General features: G+C 47.3%; 23 protein-coding genes and 1 riboswitch. Of the genes, 21 read left to right on the top strand and 2 right to left on the bottom strand.

The annotated features are described in order from the left end of the window. Window positions 1–12: 12 nt before the first annotated feature. The gene (locus tag gpAD87_RS05715) at window positions 13–1,146 is read left to right on the top strand and encodes a M20/M25/M40 family metallo-hydrolase (RefSeq protein WP_064636786.1); all 1,134 of its coding nucleotides are present in this window, start codon (window positions 13–15) and stop codon (window positions 1,144–1,146) included. Between the two features lie 126 nt (window positions 1,147–1,272). Here gpAD87_RS05715 and gpAD87_RS31745 read toward each other — a convergent pair whose 3' ends face one another. Continuing rightward, a complete protein-coding gene (locus tag gpAD87_RS31745; RefSeq protein ID WP_090810664.1) occupies window positions 1,273–1,407 on the bottom strand; it encodes a Z-ring formation inhibitor MciZ in 135 nt (44 codons plus the stop codon). 121 nt (window positions 1,408–1,528) lie between these two features. On the opposite strand from gpAD87_RS31745, the gene gpAD87_RS05720 reads away from it, so the two are divergent. From gpAD87_RS05720 to sigF, 11 genes are all read left to right on the top strand, one after another. Continuing rightward, on the top strand, window positions 1,529–2,104 hold the full coding sequence (locus gpAD87_RS05720) for an NUDIX domain-containing protein (protein WP_063565726.1): 576 nt from the start codon (window positions 1,529–1,531) through the stop codon (window positions 2,102–2,104). Continuing rightward, complete coding sequence (locus gpAD87_RS05725; protein WP_064636788.1) at window positions 2,104–3,324, top strand: endonuclease Q family protein; 1,221 nt, start codon at window positions 2,104–2,106, stop codon at window positions 3,322–3,324. The genes gpAD87_RS05720 and gpAD87_RS05725 overlap by 1 nt, the downstream gene beginning before the upstream one ends. A 186-nt stretch (window positions 3,325–3,510) precedes the next feature. Beyond that, window positions 3,511–4,140, top strand: coding sequence for a stage II sporulation protein M (gene spoIIM, locus gpAD87_RS05730; protein ID WP_063565728.1), 630 nt, complete (start codon window positions 3,511–3,513; stop codon window positions 4,138–4,140). A gap of 108 nt (window positions 4,141–4,248) precedes the next feature. After that, window positions 4,249–4,716, top strand: a complete 468-nt coding sequence (gene fur, locus gpAD87_RS05735; RefSeq protein ID WP_063565729.1) for a ferric iron uptake transcriptional regulator — start codon at window positions 4,249–4,251, stop codon at window positions 4,714–4,716. Between the two features lie 157 nt (window positions 4,717–4,873). Then, window positions 4,874–5,116, top strand: coding sequence for a DUF4227 family protein (locus gpAD87_RS05740; RefSeq protein WP_064636789.1), 243 nt, complete (start codon window positions 4,874–4,876; stop codon window positions 5,114–5,116). 73 nt (window positions 5,117–5,189) lie between these two features. Beyond that, on the top strand, window positions 5,190–6,080 hold the full coding sequence (locus tag gpAD87_RS05745) for a tyrosine recombinase (RefSeq protein ID WP_064636791.1): 891 nt from the start codon (window positions 5,190–5,192) through the stop codon (window positions 6,078–6,080). A gap of 179 nt (window positions 6,081–6,259) precedes the next feature. Next, a complete protein-coding gene (locus gpAD87_RS05750; protein WP_064636795.1) occupies window positions 6,260–7,084 on the top strand; it encodes a purine-nucleoside phosphorylase in 825 nt (274 codons plus the stop codon). A 305-nt stretch (window positions 7,085–7,389) separates the two neighbouring features. Continuing rightward, the gene (locus gpAD87_RS05755; RefSeq protein WP_231952730.1) at window positions 7,390–8,511 is read left to right on the top strand and encodes a D-alanyl-D-alanine carboxypeptidase family protein; all 1,122 of its coding nucleotides are present in this window, start codon (window positions 7,390–7,392) and stop codon (window positions 8,509–8,511) included. Between the two features lie 143 nt (window positions 8,512–8,654). Beyond that, the gene (gene spoIIAA / locus gpAD87_RS05760; RefSeq protein ID WP_036663380.1) at window positions 8,655–9,008 is read left to right on the top strand and encodes an anti-sigma F factor antagonist; all 354 of its coding nucleotides are present in this window, start codon (window positions 8,655–8,657) and stop codon (window positions 9,006–9,008) included. Beyond that, on the top strand, window positions 9,005–9,460 hold the full coding sequence (gene spoIIAB / locus gpAD87_RS05765; RefSeq protein WP_064636797.1) for an anti-sigma F factor: 456 nt from the start codon (window positions 9,005–9,007) through the stop codon (window positions 9,458–9,460). The genes spoIIAA and spoIIAB overlap by 4 nt, the downstream gene beginning before the upstream one ends. Before the next feature lie 14 nt (window positions 9,461–9,474). Next, window positions 9,475–10,230: an RNA polymerase sporulation sigma factor SigF gene (sigF, locus tag gpAD87_RS05770; RefSeq protein WP_024630954.1), complete on the top strand. Its 756-nt coding sequence runs from the start codon at window positions 9,475–9,477 to the stop codon at window positions 10,228–10,230. 98 nt (window positions 10,231–10,328) lie between these two features. Here the strand turns inward: sigF and gpAD87_RS05775 are convergent, their stop codons facing one another. Beyond that, entirely contained in the window at window positions 10,329–11,252 is a 924-nt protein-coding gene (locus gpAD87_RS05775; protein ID WP_064636799.1) for an EamA family transporter, read from the bottom strand. 109 nt (window positions 11,253–11,361) lie between these two features. Here gpAD87_RS05775 and gpAD87_RS05780 point away from each other — a divergent pair, with 109 nt between their 5' ends. From gpAD87_RS05780 to ribE, 9 genes are all read left to right on the top strand, one after another. Beyond that, complete coding sequence (locus gpAD87_RS05780; RefSeq protein ID WP_064636801.1) at window positions 11,362–12,273, top strand: AraC family transcriptional regulator; 912 nt, start codon at window positions 11,362–11,364, stop codon at window positions 12,271–12,273. Continuing rightward, window positions 12,270–12,506: a hypothetical protein gene (locus gpAD87_RS05785; protein ID WP_064636803.1), complete on the top strand. Its 237-nt coding sequence runs from the start codon at window positions 12,270–12,272 to the stop codon at window positions 12,504–12,506. The genes gpAD87_RS05780 and gpAD87_RS05785 overlap by 4 nt, the downstream gene beginning before the upstream one ends. A 500-nt stretch (window positions 12,507–13,006) precedes the next feature. Next, the gene (locus tag gpAD87_RS05790) at window positions 13,007–13,663 is read left to right on the top strand and encodes a stage V sporulation protein AA (RefSeq protein ID WP_064636804.1); all 657 of its coding nucleotides are present in this window, start codon (window positions 13,007–13,009) and stop codon (window positions 13,661–13,663) included. Further along, window positions 13,650–14,072 (top strand): stage V sporulation protein AB, encoded by a 423-nt coding sequence (locus gpAD87_RS05795; protein WP_063565738.1) that lies wholly within the window; start codon window positions 13,650–13,652, stop codon window positions 14,070–14,072. The genes gpAD87_RS05790 and gpAD87_RS05795 overlap by 14 nt, the downstream gene beginning before the upstream one ends. A gap of 86 nt (window positions 14,073–14,158) precedes the next feature. Beyond that, window positions 14,159–15,766: a spore germination protein gene (locus tag gpAD87_RS05800; RefSeq protein ID WP_063565767.1), complete on the top strand. Its 1,608-nt coding sequence runs from the start codon at window positions 14,159–14,161 to the stop codon at window positions 15,764–15,766. Between the two features lie 104 nt (window positions 15,767–15,870). Continuing rightward, window positions 15,871–17,202, top strand: coding sequence for a diaminopimelate decarboxylase (lysA, locus tag gpAD87_RS05805; RefSeq protein WP_063565739.1), 1,332 nt, complete (start codon window positions 15,871–15,873; stop codon window positions 17,200–17,202). 222 nt (window positions 17,203–17,424) lie between these two features. Beyond that, on the top strand, window positions 17,425–17,856 hold the full coding sequence (locus tag gpAD87_RS05810) for a peptidylprolyl isomerase (protein WP_024630947.1): 432 nt from the start codon (window positions 17,425–17,427) through the stop codon (window positions 17,854–17,856). A gap of 146 nt (window positions 17,857–18,002) precedes the next feature. Next, window positions 18,003–18,166, top strand: a riboswitch (FMN riboswitch). 359 nt (window positions 18,167–18,525) lie between these two features. Next, window positions 18,526–19,629: a bifunctional diaminohydroxyphosphoribosylaminopyrimidine deaminase/5-amino-6-(5-phosphoribosylamino)uracil reductase RibD gene (gene ribD / locus gpAD87_RS05815; protein WP_063565740.1), complete on the top strand. Its 1,104-nt coding sequence runs from the start codon at window positions 18,526–18,528 to the stop codon at window positions 19,627–19,629. A gap of 40 nt (window positions 19,630–19,669) precedes the next feature. Continuing rightward, on the top strand, window positions 19,670–20,338 hold the full coding sequence (ribE, locus tag gpAD87_RS05820; protein WP_064636805.1) for a riboflavin synthase: 669 nt from the start codon (window positions 19,670–19,672) through the stop codon (window positions 20,336–20,338). Window positions 20,339–20,391 lie beyond the last annotated feature (53 nt).

Genomic DNA, 20,391 nt, shown 5'->3' on the forward strand with positions numbered 1-20,391 from the left:
TAGGAAAGTCCTATGATAAAACAGCAGCGTGTTATTGATCAATTTATGGAATTGGTGCAGATTGATAGTGAAACAACCCATGAACAGAATATATCAAAAGTGTTAAAAGAACAGTTTACTCAGCTGGGCCTCAGCGTGTATGAGGACGACACCATGGAGAAAACCGGACATGGCGCTGGTAATCTCGTGATTACCTGGGAAGCCGAGGGTGCGGAAGAAGCTACGCCCATCTTTTTCACATGTCATATGGATACCGTAACGCCTGGACAGGGAATTAAACCTGAGCTGGGTGAAGACGGCTGGATTCGCAGTGACGGCACGACAATTCTGGGTGCAGATGACAAGGCAGGGATTGCTGCTCTGTTTGAAGCGATTCGAGCTATTCAAGAGAACAACCTTCCACATGGAAAAATTCAATTTGTGATTACCGTAGGTGAAGAGTCGGGTCTGGTTGGTGCACGTGCAATGAATCCGAAGGATATTGAAGCCGAGTTCGGTTATGCCCTGGATTCCAACGGAGCTGTGGGTACAATCTGTGTGGCTGCTCCGGCCAGAGCGGAAATTCAGATGAAGATCTATGGGAAATCCGCACATGCGGGCGTGAATCCGGAAGACGGCATCAGTGCCATCCAAGTGGCGGCCAAAGCAATTGCAGCGATGAAGCTGGGACGAATTGATGATGAGACTACGGCGAACATCGGCAAATTCCAGGGCGGATCAGCACTGAACGTCGTCTGCGATTTTGTGCAGATTGAGGCTGAGGCACGCAGTATTGTGCAGGAGAAGGTAGAACTTCAAGTGGCCCAGATGCGTGAAGCACTGGAAACGACATGCCGCAAATATGGTGCAACCGCTGAGTTCCGCAGTGAGATCCTGTATCCTGCTTTTGGCTTCCATGATGAACACGAGGTTGTTCAGCTTGCACAGCGTGCCATTCAGAGCCTGGGGCTGGAAACTAGCACGTTTGCATCCGGTGGTGGCAGTGATGCCAACATCTTCAATGGGTTCAACATACCCACGGTCAACCTGGCTGTAGGCTATGAGGACATCCATACGACGAAAGAACGCATCCGTGCCGAGGATATTGTGAAACTATCTGAAGTGGTTGTAGCTATTATTCAGGAAACGGCTGCAAATAAAAAGTAATCCAAAGAGACTGAGGGTGAAACTCCCCGTGCTTCAACTGAAAAGTCCGAATCCGGTACAAACCGAGTTCGGACTTTTTGGCAAAACCATGTTATATTTCATGGGTATTGCAGACCAAGAACAGTATCATTTACGTCCAGCGAGCATATCGATTAATTTGGCATCTGGACCCCACTCACGCACCCATTGTTTGAGTATGAGCTGGACTTGTCTGGCTTGTCCGACCACGTGTACGGATTGCGGTGTTAAATAACTGTTCATTGGTTGTCCCCCTGATTCACTATATTTGTTTGAAATCGCTATAAGCTCACCATATGCCAAAAAACAGAGGTTTATACGTATAAAGAGAACCAAAATTCGAAGAAGTGGAGTTGAAGAACAGATGAACCCAACCAATCATAAGCATTCTGCCAATCCAAAACTTGACGAAGAGACGATATCGACAAAGCCCATCTTCGAGGGCAAAGTCATTTCTCTTCAGGTCGACACGGTCAAGCTGCCTAACGGTCAGACTGCTACACGTGAGATCATCCGTCACCCTGGAGCAGTAGCTGTCCTCGCTCTGAATGGCGATCGTATGCTGGTCGTTGATCAGTATCGTCAGGCCATGGGACGTACGGAAGTCGAGATTCCAGCAGGCAAACTGGACCCGGGAGAAGAACCTGAAGTGGCAGCAGCGCGTGAATTGCGCGAAGAGACTGGTTATGTAGCTAAATCATTGCGGCATCTGCGTTCGTTTTATACTTCGCCAGGATTCGCGGATGAGATCATCCATCTGTACATCGCCGAGGAACTCGAAGCAGGAGACATGGCTTTGGACGAAGATGAATTTCTTGAAGTGTCCGAGATTACAATTGAAGAGGCTTATCAGTTGATGGATCAGAATCGCATCAGTGATGCCAAAACGATGATGGCTGTGTATGCATGGGATCTTTACAGAACAACAGGACGGTTTTAATGATGAATGAGCAACAGGCAGCGTCTGCAGGGTGGGAACCTTGTTATGCAGACCTCCATATTCACATTGGACGAACTTCGCGCGGTGAAGCTGTTAAAATCAGTGGCAGCCGTGATCTGACATTCGAGAACATTGCTAGAGAAGCCTCGGATCGCAAAGGAATCCATCTACTCGGCGTCATTGATTGCCACTCTCCGGTTGTACAGATGGACATCGAACAGCTGCTTGAGAACGGCACGATGTCCGAGCTTGAGGGAGGGGGTATTGCGTATCAGGACACAACCATCCTGCTGGGGACGGAATTGGAGCTGCGTGAGCCAGGGATGCGAGAGTTTCATATGCTGGCCTACTTCCGTGATCTGAAAACCATGAAGTCCTTCACAGACTGGATGAAACGTTATATGAAAAATGTAAACCTGAGTTCACAGCGGGTATATGTACCCGCGCTTGAGATGCAGGCCGAGATAAAGGCGCGTGGAGGGCTTATTGTGCCAGCGCATGCGTTTACCCCGCATAAAGGTATATATGGCAGCACGGCCCCTCGTATGGCTGATGTGCTGGATACTAGCCTGATCGATGCCGTTGAGCTTGGGCTAAGCTCCGATTCATCCATGGCCAGTTATATTCGGGAACTAGATCAAGTTCCTTTTCTAACTAACTCGGATGCTCATTCTCTGGGCAAGATTGGACGAGAGTACAACGAGTTGCAACTCGCGAAGCCTTCCTTTGACGAATTCAGCATGGCACTTAAAGGACAGGCAGGCAGAAGCATTACAGCCAACTACGGTTTGGATCCGAGACTTGGCAAATACCACCGAACCTACTGTGCCTCCTGTGGGAGCATTATGGACGAGCATGCGATGTCGGCAGAACGCTGTCCACACTGTGGCAGTGTGAAGCTTGTGCAGGGTGTACTGGATCGTATACTGGCAATCGCTGACCGAGAGAGTCCGCATGTTCCAGCAAACCGACCTGCTTATCACTATCAGGTACCGTTGGAATTCATCCCGGGTTTGGGGAAAGCCAAACTGCGCCAGCTGCTGGACCGCTTTGGTACGGAAATGAACGTATTACATCGTACAAGCGAGGATGAACTTGCAGAGGCCGTTGGACCGGTTCTCGCAGGTCTTATCGTTGCAGCACGGGATGGTCAACTCGAATTGTCATCTGGTGGTGGGGGCACTTACGGAAAGGTGTCCAGCAAGGAAAGATCAGAGTAGATCATTTTGCGGTAAGCGAATAAAGTGAGTTAGCATCATTGGTACGGGAATGGCATTTTGTCATGGAGAAGAGATCTGAATCTGGACAAGAAGTCATACGTGTGCATTCCGGTTCATAAGAATGACTATGAGGATTTCACTTGACATCCTTGCAGCATGATAACCGGAAAGGGGACTCGTACCTGTATGCGTTCTGCCTACTTCACATTCAAAGGCCAAACCTCTTTATATGTATTCGTGGCTGTCTTGTTTCTGGTGGGTGTCATTTTTGGCGCCCTGATGGTTAATGCCCTATCCCTTGAACAACGCCAGGATCTGGAGGGCTACCTCGGTAACTTCTTCATGACGGTACAGCACAGCGGACAGGTGACTGAGACCGGAACCTATTGGGACATTGCTATGCTTCATCTAAAGTGGGTTGGCCTGATCTTCATTCTGGGTTTATCGGTCATCGGCCTGCCGGGCATATTGGTTCTGGATTTTCTGAAAGGGGTGCTCATTGGTTTTACAGTGGGTTACCTTGTCGGACAGTATTCATGGAAAGGGCTGTTATTTGCCCTGGTTTCCGTTGCGCCTCATAATTTATTCGTGATTCCGGTACTGCTCATTTGCAGTGTGTCAGCCATGACCTTTTCCTTATATATTATTCGGAACCGTGTTCTGATGCAGCGGACGCCAGGTCGTCAGAGGCCTTTTGCTTCATATATGGTGTTAACTCTCGTTATGGCAGCACTGCTGTTAGGGGTTGCGTCATTTGAAACATGGGTTACACCTGCGATGATGCGCTGGGTCACACCGATGCTACTACCCGCTTAGCTTTGCGCGTGATAGTGTAAAATGTTGACTTTAATTATGTACTCCCCCTATAATGAAAGAAGTGGGTTAAGTTGCAGTGTGCAGTGATTTCCTAGGGGGAGGGAGAAAATGGAAGCACGGATCGATAAAATTAAGCAGCAACTACAGTCCCAAGGATATAAATTAACGCCCCAGCGGGAAGCCACCTTAAGAGTACTTCTTGAGAATGAAGAAGATCATCTGAGCGCAGAAGACGTATTCATGCTCGTGAAAGAAAAGGCTCCCGAAATCGGTCTCGCAACCGTGTACCGTACCCTCGAACTGCTGAGTGAGCTGCATGTTGTAGAGAAAATCAACTTCGGCGACGGTGTAGCGCGTTATGATCTACGCGGAGATACATCCAAGCATCACCATCATCACTTAATCTGTGTTCAATGCGGAAGTATGGATGAAATACGTGAAGACTGGCTTGGACCACTTGAAGAGCGACTGGAGCGGGAATTTAACTTTTCGGTAGTAGATCACCGACTGGATTTCCATGGGATTTGTTACCGTTGCAAAGCTAAAAATGACCAGAAGCCCAAAGATGAAGAATAACATAGCATATCTTCAAGCTCTCACCGGCGGTTTTGACGGGAGAGCTTTTTTGGTCCAGCGTGTGATGTGAGGTTAACCCTGAATGTCATATTCCTGTGTTCGTTAACATACCCTGATTCTAGACGAGTCGGATTCGAACCAGAAAGGGGTACAACCCATGATTATATCGCTGCGGAGAGGGCTCCGTTTTATTCGATTTATCGTATTTTTTGCTGCATTAGTTTATCTGTTCTATCATGTCCTGGATTTGTTCAACGGATGGGTCTCACCTGTGGACCAATATCAGATGCCAACAGGAAATGCGGTTAAAGTATTTCAGGAAACGGTTTGGCCAAGTAACGGGGAAGGACGTCCTACAATGGCAGAGCGTCTCCGTTTATTCTATTGGTACGGAGAGTAGCTGGACAGCCAGGGATGCAAATACGGAAGCAGGTTGCCCGTGTGGCAGTCCTGTCAGATGAGGAGCGTTGTGCATGAAGCAGACGATACACGCCTATGCCTTATACTTGGAAGAGGATAAAGGGATGTCGAGCAGCACGCTGGAATCGTATCTTCGGGACGTGGACAAGTTCATCGAATTTGCGGATAAAGAATACGGTATCCGGGAAGCGGAGCAGGTGCGCCGGACGCATGTTATCCTGTTTGTAGGTCAGCAGAAACAGGCAGGACGTGCGAATGCAACCATTGCCCGCAGCGTCGTATCCCTGCGCTCCTATTTTCATTTTTTGATGCGGCGTGGTGACATATTACAGGACCCTACGTTTGATGTGGAGGCTCCAAAAGCAGACAAGACACCACCGCAGGTGTTAACCATCCAAGAGATCGAATTGCTGCTCGCGTCCCCCGATACCCGTTCACCGCAAGGGGTGCGAGACCGGGCCATGCTGGAGTTATTATATGCGACAGGCATTCGTGTATCCGAACTGATTGCACTGGATGTGCGGGACGTACAGCCAGGCATGCGCTTTATCCGCTGTGGAGGTGCCGGTAAAGAACGAATTTTGCCAATCGGTGCGCCTGCAGCAGAGTGGGCAAGTGTTTATGTGAACGAGTACCGTAACCTGCTAATCAAAAATGAGACGGACGAGCAGGCTCTCTTTGTCAACGTATCCGGTAGACGATTAACCCGGCAAGGCTTCTGGAAGCTGCTCAAAAAAGCAGCGATGGATGCAGGAATCTCGGGTGAAATCACACCACATACGCTGCGTCATTCCTTTGCTGCTCACCTGATTGCCAGTGGGGCAGATACCCGTGCGGTACAGGACATGCTCGGTCATGTGGAGCAGCCTGGGCAACAGTATGGGCATCATGGTCGCAAAACGATGAAAGAGATATATGAATCTCATCATCCGCGGGCAAAATAGTTTGTACTTGGATACAAATTTGCAAAAAAATGCGGAACAATAGTCCGATTTAGGATAAAATAAATTGAATACATTTAAACGCCGTTATACATAAGCGAATGCATCATTTCAGCGTGTAGTTTCCATTGATGTCATTTGCGGATACAGACGGATCGTTTCAACTCAAGGGGGAACATCTTATGACAGCATTAAACCAACAGATGATTTTGGAAGCGGCATCTTACATCCAAAGCAAAAGTTCCATTAAACCGGAAGTCGGTTTGATTTTAGGTTCAGGACTTGGCATTTTGGCAGAATTGATTGAAGATGGCGTAAGCATCGCCTATCAGGATATTCCGCATTTTCCGGTGTCCACAGTAGAGGGACATGAGGGCGAATTGCTGGTGGGAACCATCAAAGGCCGTCCGGTCGTTATGATGAAAGGTCGTTTCCACATGTACGAAGGATATGGTCCGGAACTGACTGCCTTCCCGGTACGTGTTATGAAAGAGCTGGGCGTAACTTCGCTGCTCGTAACGAACGCTGCAGGTGGCGTGAATACCTCTTATGAGGCGGGTGACCTGATGATGATCTCGGATCATCTGAATCTCACAGGCAAGAATCCATTAATCGGACCGAATGACTCCGCACTGGGTGTGCGCTTCCCGGATCTGTCCGAAGCGTACAGCCGCCGTCTGCGTGCGCTGGCGAAGGATACAGCCGCGTCACAAGGTTTTGATGTACGTGAAGGTGTATACGCAGGTATGCTTGGTCCAAACTACGAGACACCAGCTGAGATCGTGATGCTGCGTACGCTGGGTGCGGATGCTGTCGGCATGTCTACCGTTTCTGAAGTCATCGTGGCACGCCACGCCGGCATAGAAGTACTCGGTATCTCCTGTATCAGCAACATGGCTGCCGGCATTCTGGACCAGCCGTTGTCGCATGATGAGGTTATGGAGACGACAGAACGTGTTCGTGAATCGTTCCTGGCCCTTGTGCTGGCTGTTATTCCACAAATGTAACTGATCAATAAGAAGAGGCGATCTACCCTAATGTGATTCATTGGGGCAGATTGTCTTTTTTTTATTTCCTTAACGGGCAAGCTTTCTCATCCATTGAGTGTCAGGCTCGTTTTTTGTGTTTCAAACGAATTACATAAAAAGTTCGGGAAATCATTCTTTACATGGAATAATTTACTTCAATCGGGCCGACAATGATTAGCAGTACATGCATGGAACATGCAGTAAGCAAGTCATTTGAGGAGGTAACCCTAGTGAAGAAACGAATAATGGCATCGTTCATGACCCTTTGTATCCTGCTGCCCCTGATGGCATCAACCGCGCTGGCTGAAGAAACTCCCAAAGCAGCGGGGGGAACCGATTTGGCCCCGTCGGCACGCTCCGCCATTTTGATGGATGCTGATACGGGCACGGTCATTTTTGAAAAAAACAGTCATGATCAGCTGCCTCCGGCGAGCATTACGAAGATTATGACCATGCTGCTCACCATTGAAGCGGTCGACTCTGGCAAGCTGAAGCTGACGGATAAAGTGAGAACGAGTGAATATGCCGCATCCATGGGTGGATCACAGATTTTTCTGGAACCTGGGGAAGAGATGACGGTCGACGATATGTTAAAAGGCATTGCTATGGCTTCCGGTAATGATGCCTCTGTAGCGATGGCTGAGAAAATTGCCGGTTCGGAGGAAGCCTTTGTACAACTGATGAATGAGCGGGCGAAGGAACTCGGAATGAAGGATACTCATTTTTCCAACTGTAACGGCCTGCCGGTCGATAACCATTATTCTTCGGCCCATGACATTGCGGTCATGAGCCGTGAACTGCTGAAGCATCCGGGGATTACGAAATATACCGGTGCATACCAGGACTACCTTCGTAAAGATAGCGAGAAGCCATTCTGGCTGGTGAATACGAACAAGTTGGTTCGTTTCTACTCCGGTGCCGATGGGTTGAAAACAGGATACACTTCCGAAGCCAAGTTTTGTCTCTCGGCTACAGCGATGAAGGATGGGCTTCGTACGGTCGCGGTAGTACTCGGAGAACCCAATACCAAAACACGGAACAGTGAAGTTTCCTCGATGTTTGACTATGCTTTTGGGCAATACACGATGAAAGCCCTGTACAAGTCAGGAGATCTGCTGGGAAGTCTGAAAATTGAAAAAGGTGAAGTAGCCGAATTGCCGCTGAATGCAACACAAAATTATAGTGTTCTGATGCGCAAAGGTGCGAAATCGGATGAGATCCGTCATGAATTGCTGATGGCAAAAGAAGTGAAAGCTCCGGTCAAAGCAGGTCAGAGTGTAGGTAAACTAGTCGTCTACCAGGGCAATGAAGTCATCAAGGAGTTCGACATTCAGGCTCCGCAGGGTGTGGACAAGGCTGGCTGGTGGAAGCTGTTCAAACGCACAACCTCCAAACTGTTCGATTAAACGGCGATTTATGCAGGATGCGTGCATCCTTTGAACGTATTTTGTAGTTAATTAGGGGTTTTCTTCTAGTTTTGTCGGGGGGCAGGAAAAGCCTTCGGGAACGTAGAAATCCTTGTTCAAGACAGGGAGGAGAGTGAGCAAACGTGAACTTGCATGTGGAAATGGAACATCACCGCGGGATTCTGATTGTGCGATTATCCGGGGAGCTGGATCACCATACAGCTGACATGGTACGGATGCAGATGGATGAAGCTATCCAGCGCAGACAATGCGAGCATTTGGTACTTAGCCTGAAAGATCTGCAATTCATGGATAGTTCGGGTCTGGGTGTCATTTTGGGTAGATACAAGCTCATTAAGAATAAAGGCGGCAAGATGGTTGTCTGTGATGTCAATCCGCCAGTGTATCGTTTGCTGGAAATGTCAGGTTTGTTCAAGATTATGCCGATTTACGAAAATGAGGGAACTGCTCTCTCGGGTCTGGAGGTCGTCTCATGAATGAAGGAATGGGGACAAATTTCATGAATCTGCAATTCGCGGCCAAGTCGGAGAACGAATCGTTCGCACGGGTGACGGTTGCTGCCTTCATCTCCCAGCTTGATCCTACGATGGACGAGCTTAGCGATCTGAAGACGGTCATTTCGGAAGCCGTAACGAACAGCATCATCCACGGATACAACAACAATGCGGAAGGTGTCGTGTCCATTCAAGCCGAGATTCGGGATGACATGATTACCATCATTGTGGAAGACCGTGGTGAAGGCATCGAAGATCTTGAACTTGCCAAACAGCCGCTGTATACGTCCAAACCCGAACTTGAGCGCTCGGGCATGGGCTTCACCATTATGGAAAACTTCATGGATGAATTCGAAGTCAGCAGTGAGCCCGGCAGAGGCACCTCCATCAAGATGAAGAAAAGGATTGAATCCAAGAAAGCATTGTATAATTAGGGGTTGGTAGTCTTATGGATGCTGAAGTGAAACAGTCTTCACAGACCTATTTGGACGATGCCGAGGTCAAACGGCTGATTGCGCTCAGTCAGTCGGGTGACCATGTCGCACGGGATACGCTGGTGAACTGCAACATCAGACTCGTCTGGTCCGTCGTACAACGTTTTATGAACAGGGGATATGAGCCGGAAGATCTGTTCCAGATTGGTTGTATCGGGCTGCTCAAATCGGTGGATAAATTCGATCTCAGTTATGATGTGAAATTCTCCACCTATGCTGTCCCTATGATTATCGGAGAAATTCAGCGCTTCCTGCGGGATGACGGCACGCTTAAGGTCAGTCGTTCGCTCAAGGAAATGGCGAATAAAGTCCGCAAAAAAAGGGATGAACTCTCCAAACACCTCGACCGTCTTCCAACGATTAAGGAAGTAGCCGCGGAGTTGGGGGTAACCCCAGAGGAAGTTGTATTTGCTCAGGAAGCCAACAAACCGCCGACCTCCATACATGAGACGGTGTTTGAGAATGACGGCGATCCGATTACACTAATGGACCAGATTGCCGATGAGTCTCAGGAACGGTGGTTTGACAAACTTGCGCTAAACGAAGCGATTGGCGGTCTCAGCGAAAGGGAACGGCTGATTGTATACCTCCGGTATTACCGGGATCAGACCCAGTCCGAGGTCGCTAGCAGGCTGGGTATATCCCAGGTGCAGGTGTCACGACTGGAGAAAAAAATACTTCAATCCATCCGCGACCAGATCGCACAGTGATTTTGGATTGCTGACAACAATATGGGTGTTAAACCACCAATATACGACAACTAACAACCTTCTATCGCGCATTAATATGCGAAGAAGGTTATTTGTCGTTAACCTGGATTGGATTTGGGGCGATTCGACTGCAACAATAATATCAATCCAATGATACATGCGGTCCCCAGCCATTGAAATATCCCGAAGGGTTCATGCAACCAGATAACAGTGGTGCCAACGGCAGCAAGCGGCTCCGCGCTTCCCATAAGACTTGTTTCTTTGGCTGACAGGCTTTTTAAACTTTCGATATAGAACCAGAATGCAATCATTGTCCCTAAAATAATGGTAAAGGCCAAATATCCGTAGGTTTCCAAACGCAAGCTAGCAAAGTCCATTTTCCACGGTGGGTGGATGAGACTCAGCGCAGCGCCTCCGATAATCATTGCCCAGCCTACCACAACAAGTGAATCAAACTTTTCAATCAGTTTCACGGCGTAGAGGGTATAGAAGGCAGCGGCAACTCCGGATAACAGCCCCCACAATACTGCGGGTAAAGGCACAGACAATTGGGAGAGAGAACCATTGGTCAGCAGGAGAAAACACCCGCTCAGAGCCAGAATCGCTGATGCAACATCCTTTCTGCTTAGAGCAGCCTGTTTTCGCCAGATCATATAGACTATGATCATGACTGGTGATAGATATTGAAGTAGTGTCGCCACTGCGGAGTTGCCATGTTGAATAGACGCCATGTACGTATATTGAACAGCGAGCATCCCGAATAATCCGAAAATGATTAGCTGCAAGGCTGTTTTTTTCTGCTTCCACATATCGAAAATTTGCGAGCGCCTTGTTGTAAAGGATTGAACCGTCAGAAGCAGTATACCCGCAATCAGCAGTCGAACCGTTACGAACCAGTTGACTTCAATTCCGTATTGTTGAAACAGTTTTTGTGAAACTGTTCCGCCAATGCCCCAGCATATCGCACCTGTAAGAACGAAGAATAGGCCTGATTTTCTAGATCTTTGAATAGATATTTTCATGAATAGCGCCCTCACCTTAAATATAAGAATAGTGCTATATTAAAACGAAATAGGCTATAATAATATCAATATCGCACAGATAAATATCATTATATTGAGATGAGAGAATATGCATAAGATAGAATTTGGAATTGATAAAAACGGGAGGGAACTGACGGAGCATCGTACAGTTACATTGCCTGTGGCGTGTTATGAAACCACAATTGTACGCAATGTTCACGGGCATATTCCTTTGCATTGGCATGATGAATTGCAGTTTGTCTTGGTTGTCAAGGGCGAAGCTCTTTTTTATGTGAATGATCAAAAGATCATTGTGCCGCAAGGCGACGGGCTGTTTATCAATAGTGGTTGCATGCACATGGCAGAGGAACGGGGTAAGCAGGATAATTGTATTTATCTTTGTCTAAATGTCTCTCCGCATTTTGTTGTGCCATCCGAGTTATATTTGAAGTATGTTCATCCTTATATCTCAGCAACCAATTTACCTTATCTTCATATCAAAAGGGGAATTTCCTGGGGAGCTCAAGTCCTCGACGCCATCCGGCATGTTAAAAAGGATTTGGATGAGCAGCCTCCATTTTACGAAATGAATGTGGCTTCAAGCCTTTTGACGATATGGAAATATCTGATTAAAAGCGGATACGCGCTTGAATATGATCCAACCGAAATCATTAGAAGCAGGCGAATGAAGGACATGGTTGAATGGATTCACCTGCACTCCGCTGAACCAATCAAATTGGAGGATATTGCGAGGGCGGGTCAGTTAAGTCGCTCGGAAACCTGCCGTTATTTCAAGCAAATGTTGAAGACAACACCCATGCAGTATGTTATTGATTATCGCATCCAAAAGAGTGTGGAGCTGTTGCAACTCCAAGAACGCAGCATTACCGAGATTGCTTATGAAGTTGGTTTTAATAGCACGAGCTATTTTATCAATCAGTTTCGTAAAACCATGCAAATCACCCCGTTAAAGTTCAGAAGAGAAGTGGAGTTGAGAATTAAGGAGGGTATTGAACATTGAACAAAAAAATGAAAGTATTGTTATCCGTCCTGCTGATGATCACTACTCTTGTTTTTGTTTATATGCGTTATTTCCACCCGTTCCCCAAAGATATTGAAGTAATCCAAATCACTCCTTCTTCAAATATAACATCTTCACAGGAAGTCCTGACAACGATGCGTAAGGCTTTCCCAAAGATACCTGATCCCCAAGTTTCTTACCATTCAATCCATAAGATTTTCTCATCTCAATAAGTCGCTATATTAGCGGCTATTTTTTGTTTTTGTGTTCGTTAGTCAAAAAAGAAATGTAATAGGAAAAAGCTGTAATTAAACCAACTTATAAAATCACCTACTACCGCCTCCCTGCACATTTATTGCAACCCTTTGGAAAAAAGGGACCCGTGCAGCGGAGGGATGGAATCGGACAAAGGAGCGAAGCGTGAGGGCTCGTCTAAGGATACACACAAGCAACGCAGGCGGCAGATTAGACCTGAAGAAGCGAAGCGTTCGCCTTTGTCTCCAAATTTCTAACATTTAGAAATCAATCAAAAGAATTTGGAGACAACAGCGATCAGAAGGTTGGTCTGCCGTAGGAGTGTCTGCGTGTATCCTCCCCCCGAGCAACAGCGACCATTGGCCGATCCATCCCGAAGAGCCCGCAGGGTCCACACAACCTTTTTCCAACCATAATGTAATAAATTTGCACATTCTTCAAATACTAACCTAAATTACGCAGTAAAGGAGTGTTTCGGATGTCCCTGACACCCACTCCAACGGTCTATGTTCGTTTGCGCAGCCGTATTCGCATCCAAAGGGGCCGAAGTGTCAAGCTTGGAGATGTAGCTCACTTGCTCACCTCTCCTGAAGAACAAGAAGGAAGGCTGCGTGAGCTTGAACTGCTGCGCCCCGGACCGGAGGACGGCAATCTGATCCTCATTGATATATTGCAGATCATCCCCGAGATCCGTCGAACCTTGCCAGATGTCACCGTTGAATTAATCGGATCGGGTCATACGCTTGTTGAGGTGGTTGTAGGAAGTGGCAAGCCTTCCAAATCTCTGTTCATCCTGGTGTGGCTGCTGCTTTTCTTTGGATCAGCATTGACCATTATGAATTTTCATGCGGACGTAAACATGCAGGAAGTCCAAATTCGAATTGTAGAAATGATTACGGGCCGCCGGGATGAGCATCCGTATCTGTTTCAGGTGGCGTATTCTCTCGGGATCGGGTTTGGTATGGCTGTGTTCTTCAATCATTTATTCAAGAAAAAGTGGAATGAAGAACCTACCCCTTTGGAAGTGGAAATGTTCCTATATCAGCAAAATGTAGACAAGTATGTAGTGATTGAAGAAACCGAACGTATGCATGAAGAGGAACGCAGGGAGATGAATGCGAATGAGCGTTCTTAACGGAGCAATCAGCATTGTGCTGGGCATTGCGGGGGGAATCGCTGTAGGAAGCGGTGTGATTGCGCTTATTCTCGTGCTTGATATGATCCCAAGACTAGCTCAACTTACGCGAACCTATGACAAAACCCATTGGTATGAAGGGGCCTTGATCGGAGGTTCGCTGCTCGGTACTGTTGCGGATTTTTGGCACTGGAAGGTACACGGAGCGCTGTTGCTGAGCCCGATCATCGGACTGTTTTGCGGTGTGTTCATCGGTCTGCTTGCTGCGGCACTGACTGAAGTGCTGAATGTACTGCCAGTGCTGGCAAAACGACTGGGCATGAAATCGTATTTGTTTGGATTGTTGCTTGCTATGATTTTGGGGAAGATGACGGGCTCCCTGTTTGACTTTTTTGTATACCAGCGTTAAAACGTTAGGCCTAAGGAGGATGGGAAATGGACGTAAGATCGGACAACGACGGGCATGAATCCAGCGAAGCAACATCCGAAGAGAAGATGCATAAATCTCCTTATGAGATTCAGGAGGAAGAAGAAAAGAAGGCTTACGAAAAGAAGAAGCAAAATGAAATGTCTGACAGTATCGAGGAATCGGTAGAATATTGGCAGGAAAACGACGATATATCCCCTCGCATGAGTGATAACAAATATACGCTTCAGCAAGTGTTGGGACTTGGAGAGTCCTTTGATGTGAATATGAGGGAAATGGTCTTGGGTGGCAAACATGTTGGATTGTTGCTGCTGACTGGGTTTGCAAAGGATGAGATTCTGCTTGAAGTGTTAAAAAGGCTAACCTATCTTACACCGGAGCAAGTGTCCGGACATGCGCTGAAGTCGTATTTCGAATGTTACATTCCTCATATTCAAGTTGAGCGAGTGGAGAAAATGAGCGCCGTCATCAACAAGGTCCTCACAGGCATGAGTGCCATGTTTGTCGAAGGGGATCGTTCCGTTATTATTATGGATACCCGCAGCTATCCGGTACGTTCCCCAGAGGAACCTTCGCTGGAGAGAGTGGTGCGGGGTTCAAGAGACGGATTCACGGAGACACTTCTGACCAACGTGGCGTTAGTGCGCCGAAGAATACGGGACCCAGGATTAAAATTTGAAATTATGCAGGTTGGACGCAGATCGCAAACGGATGTCTGTGTTGTATATATTGACGATATCGTGGACAAGGTTCAGGTGGATTCCGTTCGTGAAAAAATCAAACGAGTAAATATCGACGGCATCCCTGCTGCCGATAAACAGCTTGAAGAAGCGATTATTAACAAGGGTTGGCACCCGTATCCGTTGGTTCGTTATTCGGAACGACCGGATGTGACAGCTTCTCATTTGATGGACGGAAGGGTTGTTGTTTTTGTAGATACTTCACCCAGTGTGATGATTCTGCCCACGACCTTTTTTGACCTGTGTGAGCATGCGGAAGAGAACAGACAGACCGCCTTTATGGGAACCTATCTGCGCTGGGTACGATTTGGGGGCATTCTGATTTCGCTTTTCCTGTTGCCGCTATGGTTGTTGATGGTTATTGACCCTGCCATTAAGCCAGCAGGAATGGAGTTCATCGGTCCTCATGAAAATGCCCAGCTTCCGCTGATTCTGCAGTTCCTGCTTATTGAATTCGGAGTGGATTTATTACGGATGGCAGCAGTCCATACCCCGACGCCACTCGCTTCGGCCATGGGTTTGATTGCGGCCATTTTAGTCGGGGATATCGCCGTAAAAACAGGATATTTTGTCAATGAAGTGGTACTTTACATGGCGATTGCCGCGATTGGTATGTTTGCAACACCCAGTTATGAGCTTGGTTTGGCTAATCGATTGGTCAGATTGTTTTTGCTCGTTGCTGTGGCGATATTCAAGGTTCCCGGATTCGTTGTCGGGACGACGTTCATTATCGTGGCGCTCACTTTGCATCGCTCCTACAACTCTTCTTATCTCTGGCCGTTCATACCGTTTAATGCAAAGGCCTTGGGTAACTTTTTGTTCCGTTTGCCGCTGTTGGAAAATAAAAAACGTCCTTCGATCAACAAAACGCGTGACAATACCAAAATGGACAGTGATCCAGACGGGGAACTGCAAAAAAGTAAAAAACACAAATGATCTGCCGAAAAATCCATTCTTCTCATTTTCTAATTTGATATACTGGTGTAAAATCATTGGAATAACAGCTGTTCCAGTATATAAAAAAGTGAGGAATGCAGATTATGTATTTACATGGTACAAGTAAAATAAATGCACAGGGACATCTGGAAATTGGTGGAGTCGATACAACCGACTTGAAAGAACAATTTGGAACTCCCCTGTATGTTGTGGACGAGCAATTGGTTCGTGAGCGCTGCAGAGAGTATATGGAAGCGTTCCGTGCTTCAGGCCTGGGTTTCCAGGTTGCTTATGCAAGTAAAGCATTCTGCGTAATGGCGATGTGTGCCCTTGCTGCGGAAGAAGGACTTTCCTTGGATGTTGTATCCGACGGTGAATTGTTCACGGCACTTCAAGCCGGTTTCCCGGCAGAACGCATTCATTTCCACGGTAACAACAAAACGCTGGAAGAGATCGAAATGGCGCTTGATGCAGAGATTGGCTGCTTCGTTGTGGATAACTTCAATGAACTGCACTTGCTGCAAGCTGTAGCCGCAGACAAAAATCGCAAAGTTAACATTTTGCTTCGTGTGACGCCTGGTGTTGAAGCGCATACGCATGAATATATCTCGACAGGACAAACGGATTCCAAATTTGGATTCGATATCGGGAACGGAACGGCATTTGAAGCCATTGAATTGGCTTCCAAGCAGTCAAATCTGGTATTGCTCGGTGTGCATTCACACATCGGATCCCAAATTTTCGAAGTTGAAGGTTTCCAAATGGCAGTTCAACGCGTTGCTGAGTTTGCAGCAGATGTGTATGAGCGTCTTAACGTGGCATTCAAAGTGGTTAATCTGGGCGGTGGCTTCGGTATCCGCTATATCGATGGAGATACACCGCTTGAAGTTTCACAATACGTGAAAGCCATCACGGATGCGGTGAAAAATCATTTTGCTCAAATCGGCTATGCCGTGCCTGAGATCTGGGTTGAACCAGGCCGCAGCATCGTAGGGGAAGCGGGAACTACGCTCTACACTGTTGGAACAAGCAAAGATATTCCAGGAGTTCGTAAATACGTAGCTGTTGATGGTGGAATGACAGACAATCCACGTCCAGCGCTGTATGAATCCAAATATGAGGCTGTATTAGCAAACCGTGCAAATGAGGCTGCTCAGGAAACGGTATCTGTTGCTGGTAAATGCTGTGAGAGCGGCGATATGCTGATCTGGGATCTGGACCTGCCTAAAGTGCAAAGCGGCGATCTACTCGCAGTAGCTTGCACAGGCGCGTACAACTACTCGATGGCAAGCAATTACAACCGGATTCGTCGTCCGGCAGTTGTGTTTGTCAAAGACGGTCAAGGGGATGTAGTGGTACGCCGTGAGACGTATCAGGACATCATCCAGAATGATCTCGTACCTGAGCGCATTGCAAAACAGCCAGTTACCCGTTAATTTAAGGACATCTAGCTGAGCACTATATGAAGAAGACAAAAAAGGACGCTCTTTTTTGTCTTCTTTTGCATCTTTAGGGCCGGATTTTGAAAAAAATCTTGCTGATTATTTTGCGATCAATCCATTTTCGGTGTACACTAAGAAAAGTGCTATAAAGCTTGGCCCAGGGTCATGCGTTCTGGCACCATTAACGATGGTCAATACGAAAGGAGTCATTTACATATGGCGAAACAAGCGAAAATCAAAATGGCAAACGGCGGAGAAGTTGTAATCGATTTGTTCGATCAAGAAGCTCCAAACACAGTAGCAAACTTTGAGAAACTGGCTAACTCCGGTTTCTACAACGGTCTTGTATTCCACCGTGTTATTCCGGGCTTTGTAGCTCAAGGCGGATGCCCTAACGGTTCCGGTGCAGGCGGCCCAGGTTACACAATTAACTGTGAAATCAACCCGAACAAACATGAGCGTGGAACTTTGGCTATGGCACATGCAGGCCGTAACACAGGCGGAAGCCAGTTCTACATCTGCTACCAACCGCAACCACATTTGGATGGACAACATACTGTATTTGGTAAAGTAACCAAAGGTATGGAATTCGTGGACGCTTTCGAAGGTCGCGACAAAATGGAAACAGTTGAAGTAGTAGAAGCTTAATCAATAAACGTATGTAAACCGTTTCGCAATTAGCGAAGCGGTTTTTGTTTACACTTAAGCTTATTAAAAGTTAGTATGTGACAAAAAGGAACAAAAAACAATTGATTTTTTGACGTTAAAGTGCTAACATCCAATTAATAACGCAACGAATCCTTCAGGGCAGGGTGTAATTCCCTACCGGCGGTGATGCAGTATGTGAGGATATCTATCCAGCATTGATGCAAAGTCCGTGACCCGTCTGCCTGTGGCAGATGGCTGATCTGGTGTAATTCCAGAACCGACAGTATAGTCTGGATGGGAGAAGGAGAGGGTGCAGTCCTTAGGGGCCGCATTCCGCAGGAGTGTTGCTGTACAGTTTTTGACGAATTCATTTCCTGTGCAGGGAGAAATCCAGTTACTTCCGGAAATCTTCATACATATGCCACATCATAGAAGCTCTTTACCTGTAATTGAAGTTCATTAAGGTATGTGTCTGCTTTCACTTGCCTGAAATGAAGTTTTGGGCGATGTGTTGTTGGCAATGTATCAATAGTACTGCTGGTGACACATGTCTCTCATCATCCCCATCGAACGGTTTGTTCGACGGGGATTTTTTATTGGATATGGAACATGCCTCTCTGTTGGAAGGGAGGTCTATAACTTAAGATTTTAACCGTGGGGTGAACGGACTTGGAAATGATTAATGATGAATTTTATATGGCGCTAGCACTGGATATGGCAGAACGGGCACAAGGACAGACCGGAATCAATCCGGTAGTCGGTTGTGTCGTGGTAAAAGAAGGACGTATCGTGGGCCTCGGAAGTCATCTCAAACGGGGAACGGGTCATGCAGAGGTTCATGCACTGAACATGGCGGGTAGTGATGCTGAAGGCAGTACAGTGTACGTTACGCTCGAACCCTGTAGCCATTATGGCAAGACTCCACCATGCAGTGAACGTCTCATTCATGAGAAAGTGAAACGTGTCGTTGTATGCTGCGAAGATCCGAATCCGCAAGTATCCGGCAGAGGAATCAGCATGCTGCGTCAACAAGGGATCGAAGTTGAAGTTGGAGTGCTGCGTGAGCGCGGAAGACGGATGAACGAGAAATTTATCAAATACATTACAACAGGTCTCCCCTTTGTAACTTTAAAGACGGCCTCTACACTGGATGGCAAAATTGCTACGCGTAGCGGTGACAGCAAATGGATCTCTAACGAGTCAGCTCGCGAGATTGTACACGCTCTTCGCCATCGCCATCAAGGAATTATGGTTGGTGTTGAAACGGTCATTGCAGACAATCCCGAACTCACGACTCGCTTGCAAGTGGAAGGGATCAGCCCGGTACGAATCGTGGTCGATTCCAAGCTACGTCTGCCTGTAGGCGCCAAAATGGTCAAGGATGGCCTTGCACCTACCTGGGTGCTTACAACAGATGAGGCGAGCCCTGAAGCGGCTGAGCGGCTGGAAGCCTATGGGGTGGAGATTATACGTTGTGGTCCAGGACCACGTGTTGATCTACTGAGTGCACTCAGCAAGCTCGGTGAGCGTGAGATTGGTTCAATTCTGCTTGAAGGCGGTGGAACATTGAATGGGTCCATGCTGGAAGCACGGTTGGTAGATCGACTGCTCATGTTCATTGCTCCGAAAATTGTCGGAGGATACGAAACACCAGGCAGTTTCCGCTTTGAGGGTGTAGAGCGCATGAGTCAGGCGATTCAATTACATCAGCTGGAAATTGAGCAAGTTGGAGATAATATCAGCATTGGCGGAATTCCGGTTTGGCCTGAATAAATGAATTAACGATAATGAAATAAATAAAGGAGGCGGTAGCATGTTTACCGGTTTGGTGGAAGAAGTCGGTCAGATCCGGCGGATAGGTCGGAAAGGCGAAGCGATGGTCCTGAATATCGGAGCTTCCGCCATCATGAACGACTTAAAGATTGGCGATAGTGTAGCTGTAAACGGGGTATGCTTAACTGCGACAACCCTGGAGGGTGGCGGATTTACTGCCGATGTGATGCCCGAGACATATCGACATACCAATCTTAGTCAATTGCAATCCGGCAGCAAAGTTAATCTGGAGCGAGCCATGCTGTCAGGTGGACGTTTTGGCGGGCATATCGTTCAGGGCCATGTCGATGGCACTGGGGTCATTGGCAGCATTACACGTGACCAGAATGCAATTGTTTTCGAGATCAAACCTGATGATACGCAGCTGTTCAAATATCTGATACCCAAAGGGTCTGTAACCCTGGACGGAATTAGTCTGACCGTTGTGCATACTTCACAGACCGCATTCACTGTATCCATTATTCCACATACCATTGGTGAGACCGTATTAAATGTGAAAAAGACGGGAGATACCATCAATATTGAGTGTGATATTTTGGGCAAATATGTGGATCATCTGCTGCACTATGGTAAGGGACATCAGGAGACCGGTGCGGGCAAGCCGCGAAGTATCAGTGAGGATTTCCTCGCTAATCACGGCTTTGCTTAACAAATCGTAATTGATTAACTACAAATATAAATTGAAATAGAAACTGGAGGGGG

It is taken from the genome of Paenibacillus sp. AD87 (genome assembly GCF_001659845.1).
GTDB classification, from domain to species: domain Bacteria; phylum Bacillota; class Bacilli; order Paenibacillales; family Paenibacillaceae; genus Paenibacillus; species Paenibacillus marchantiae.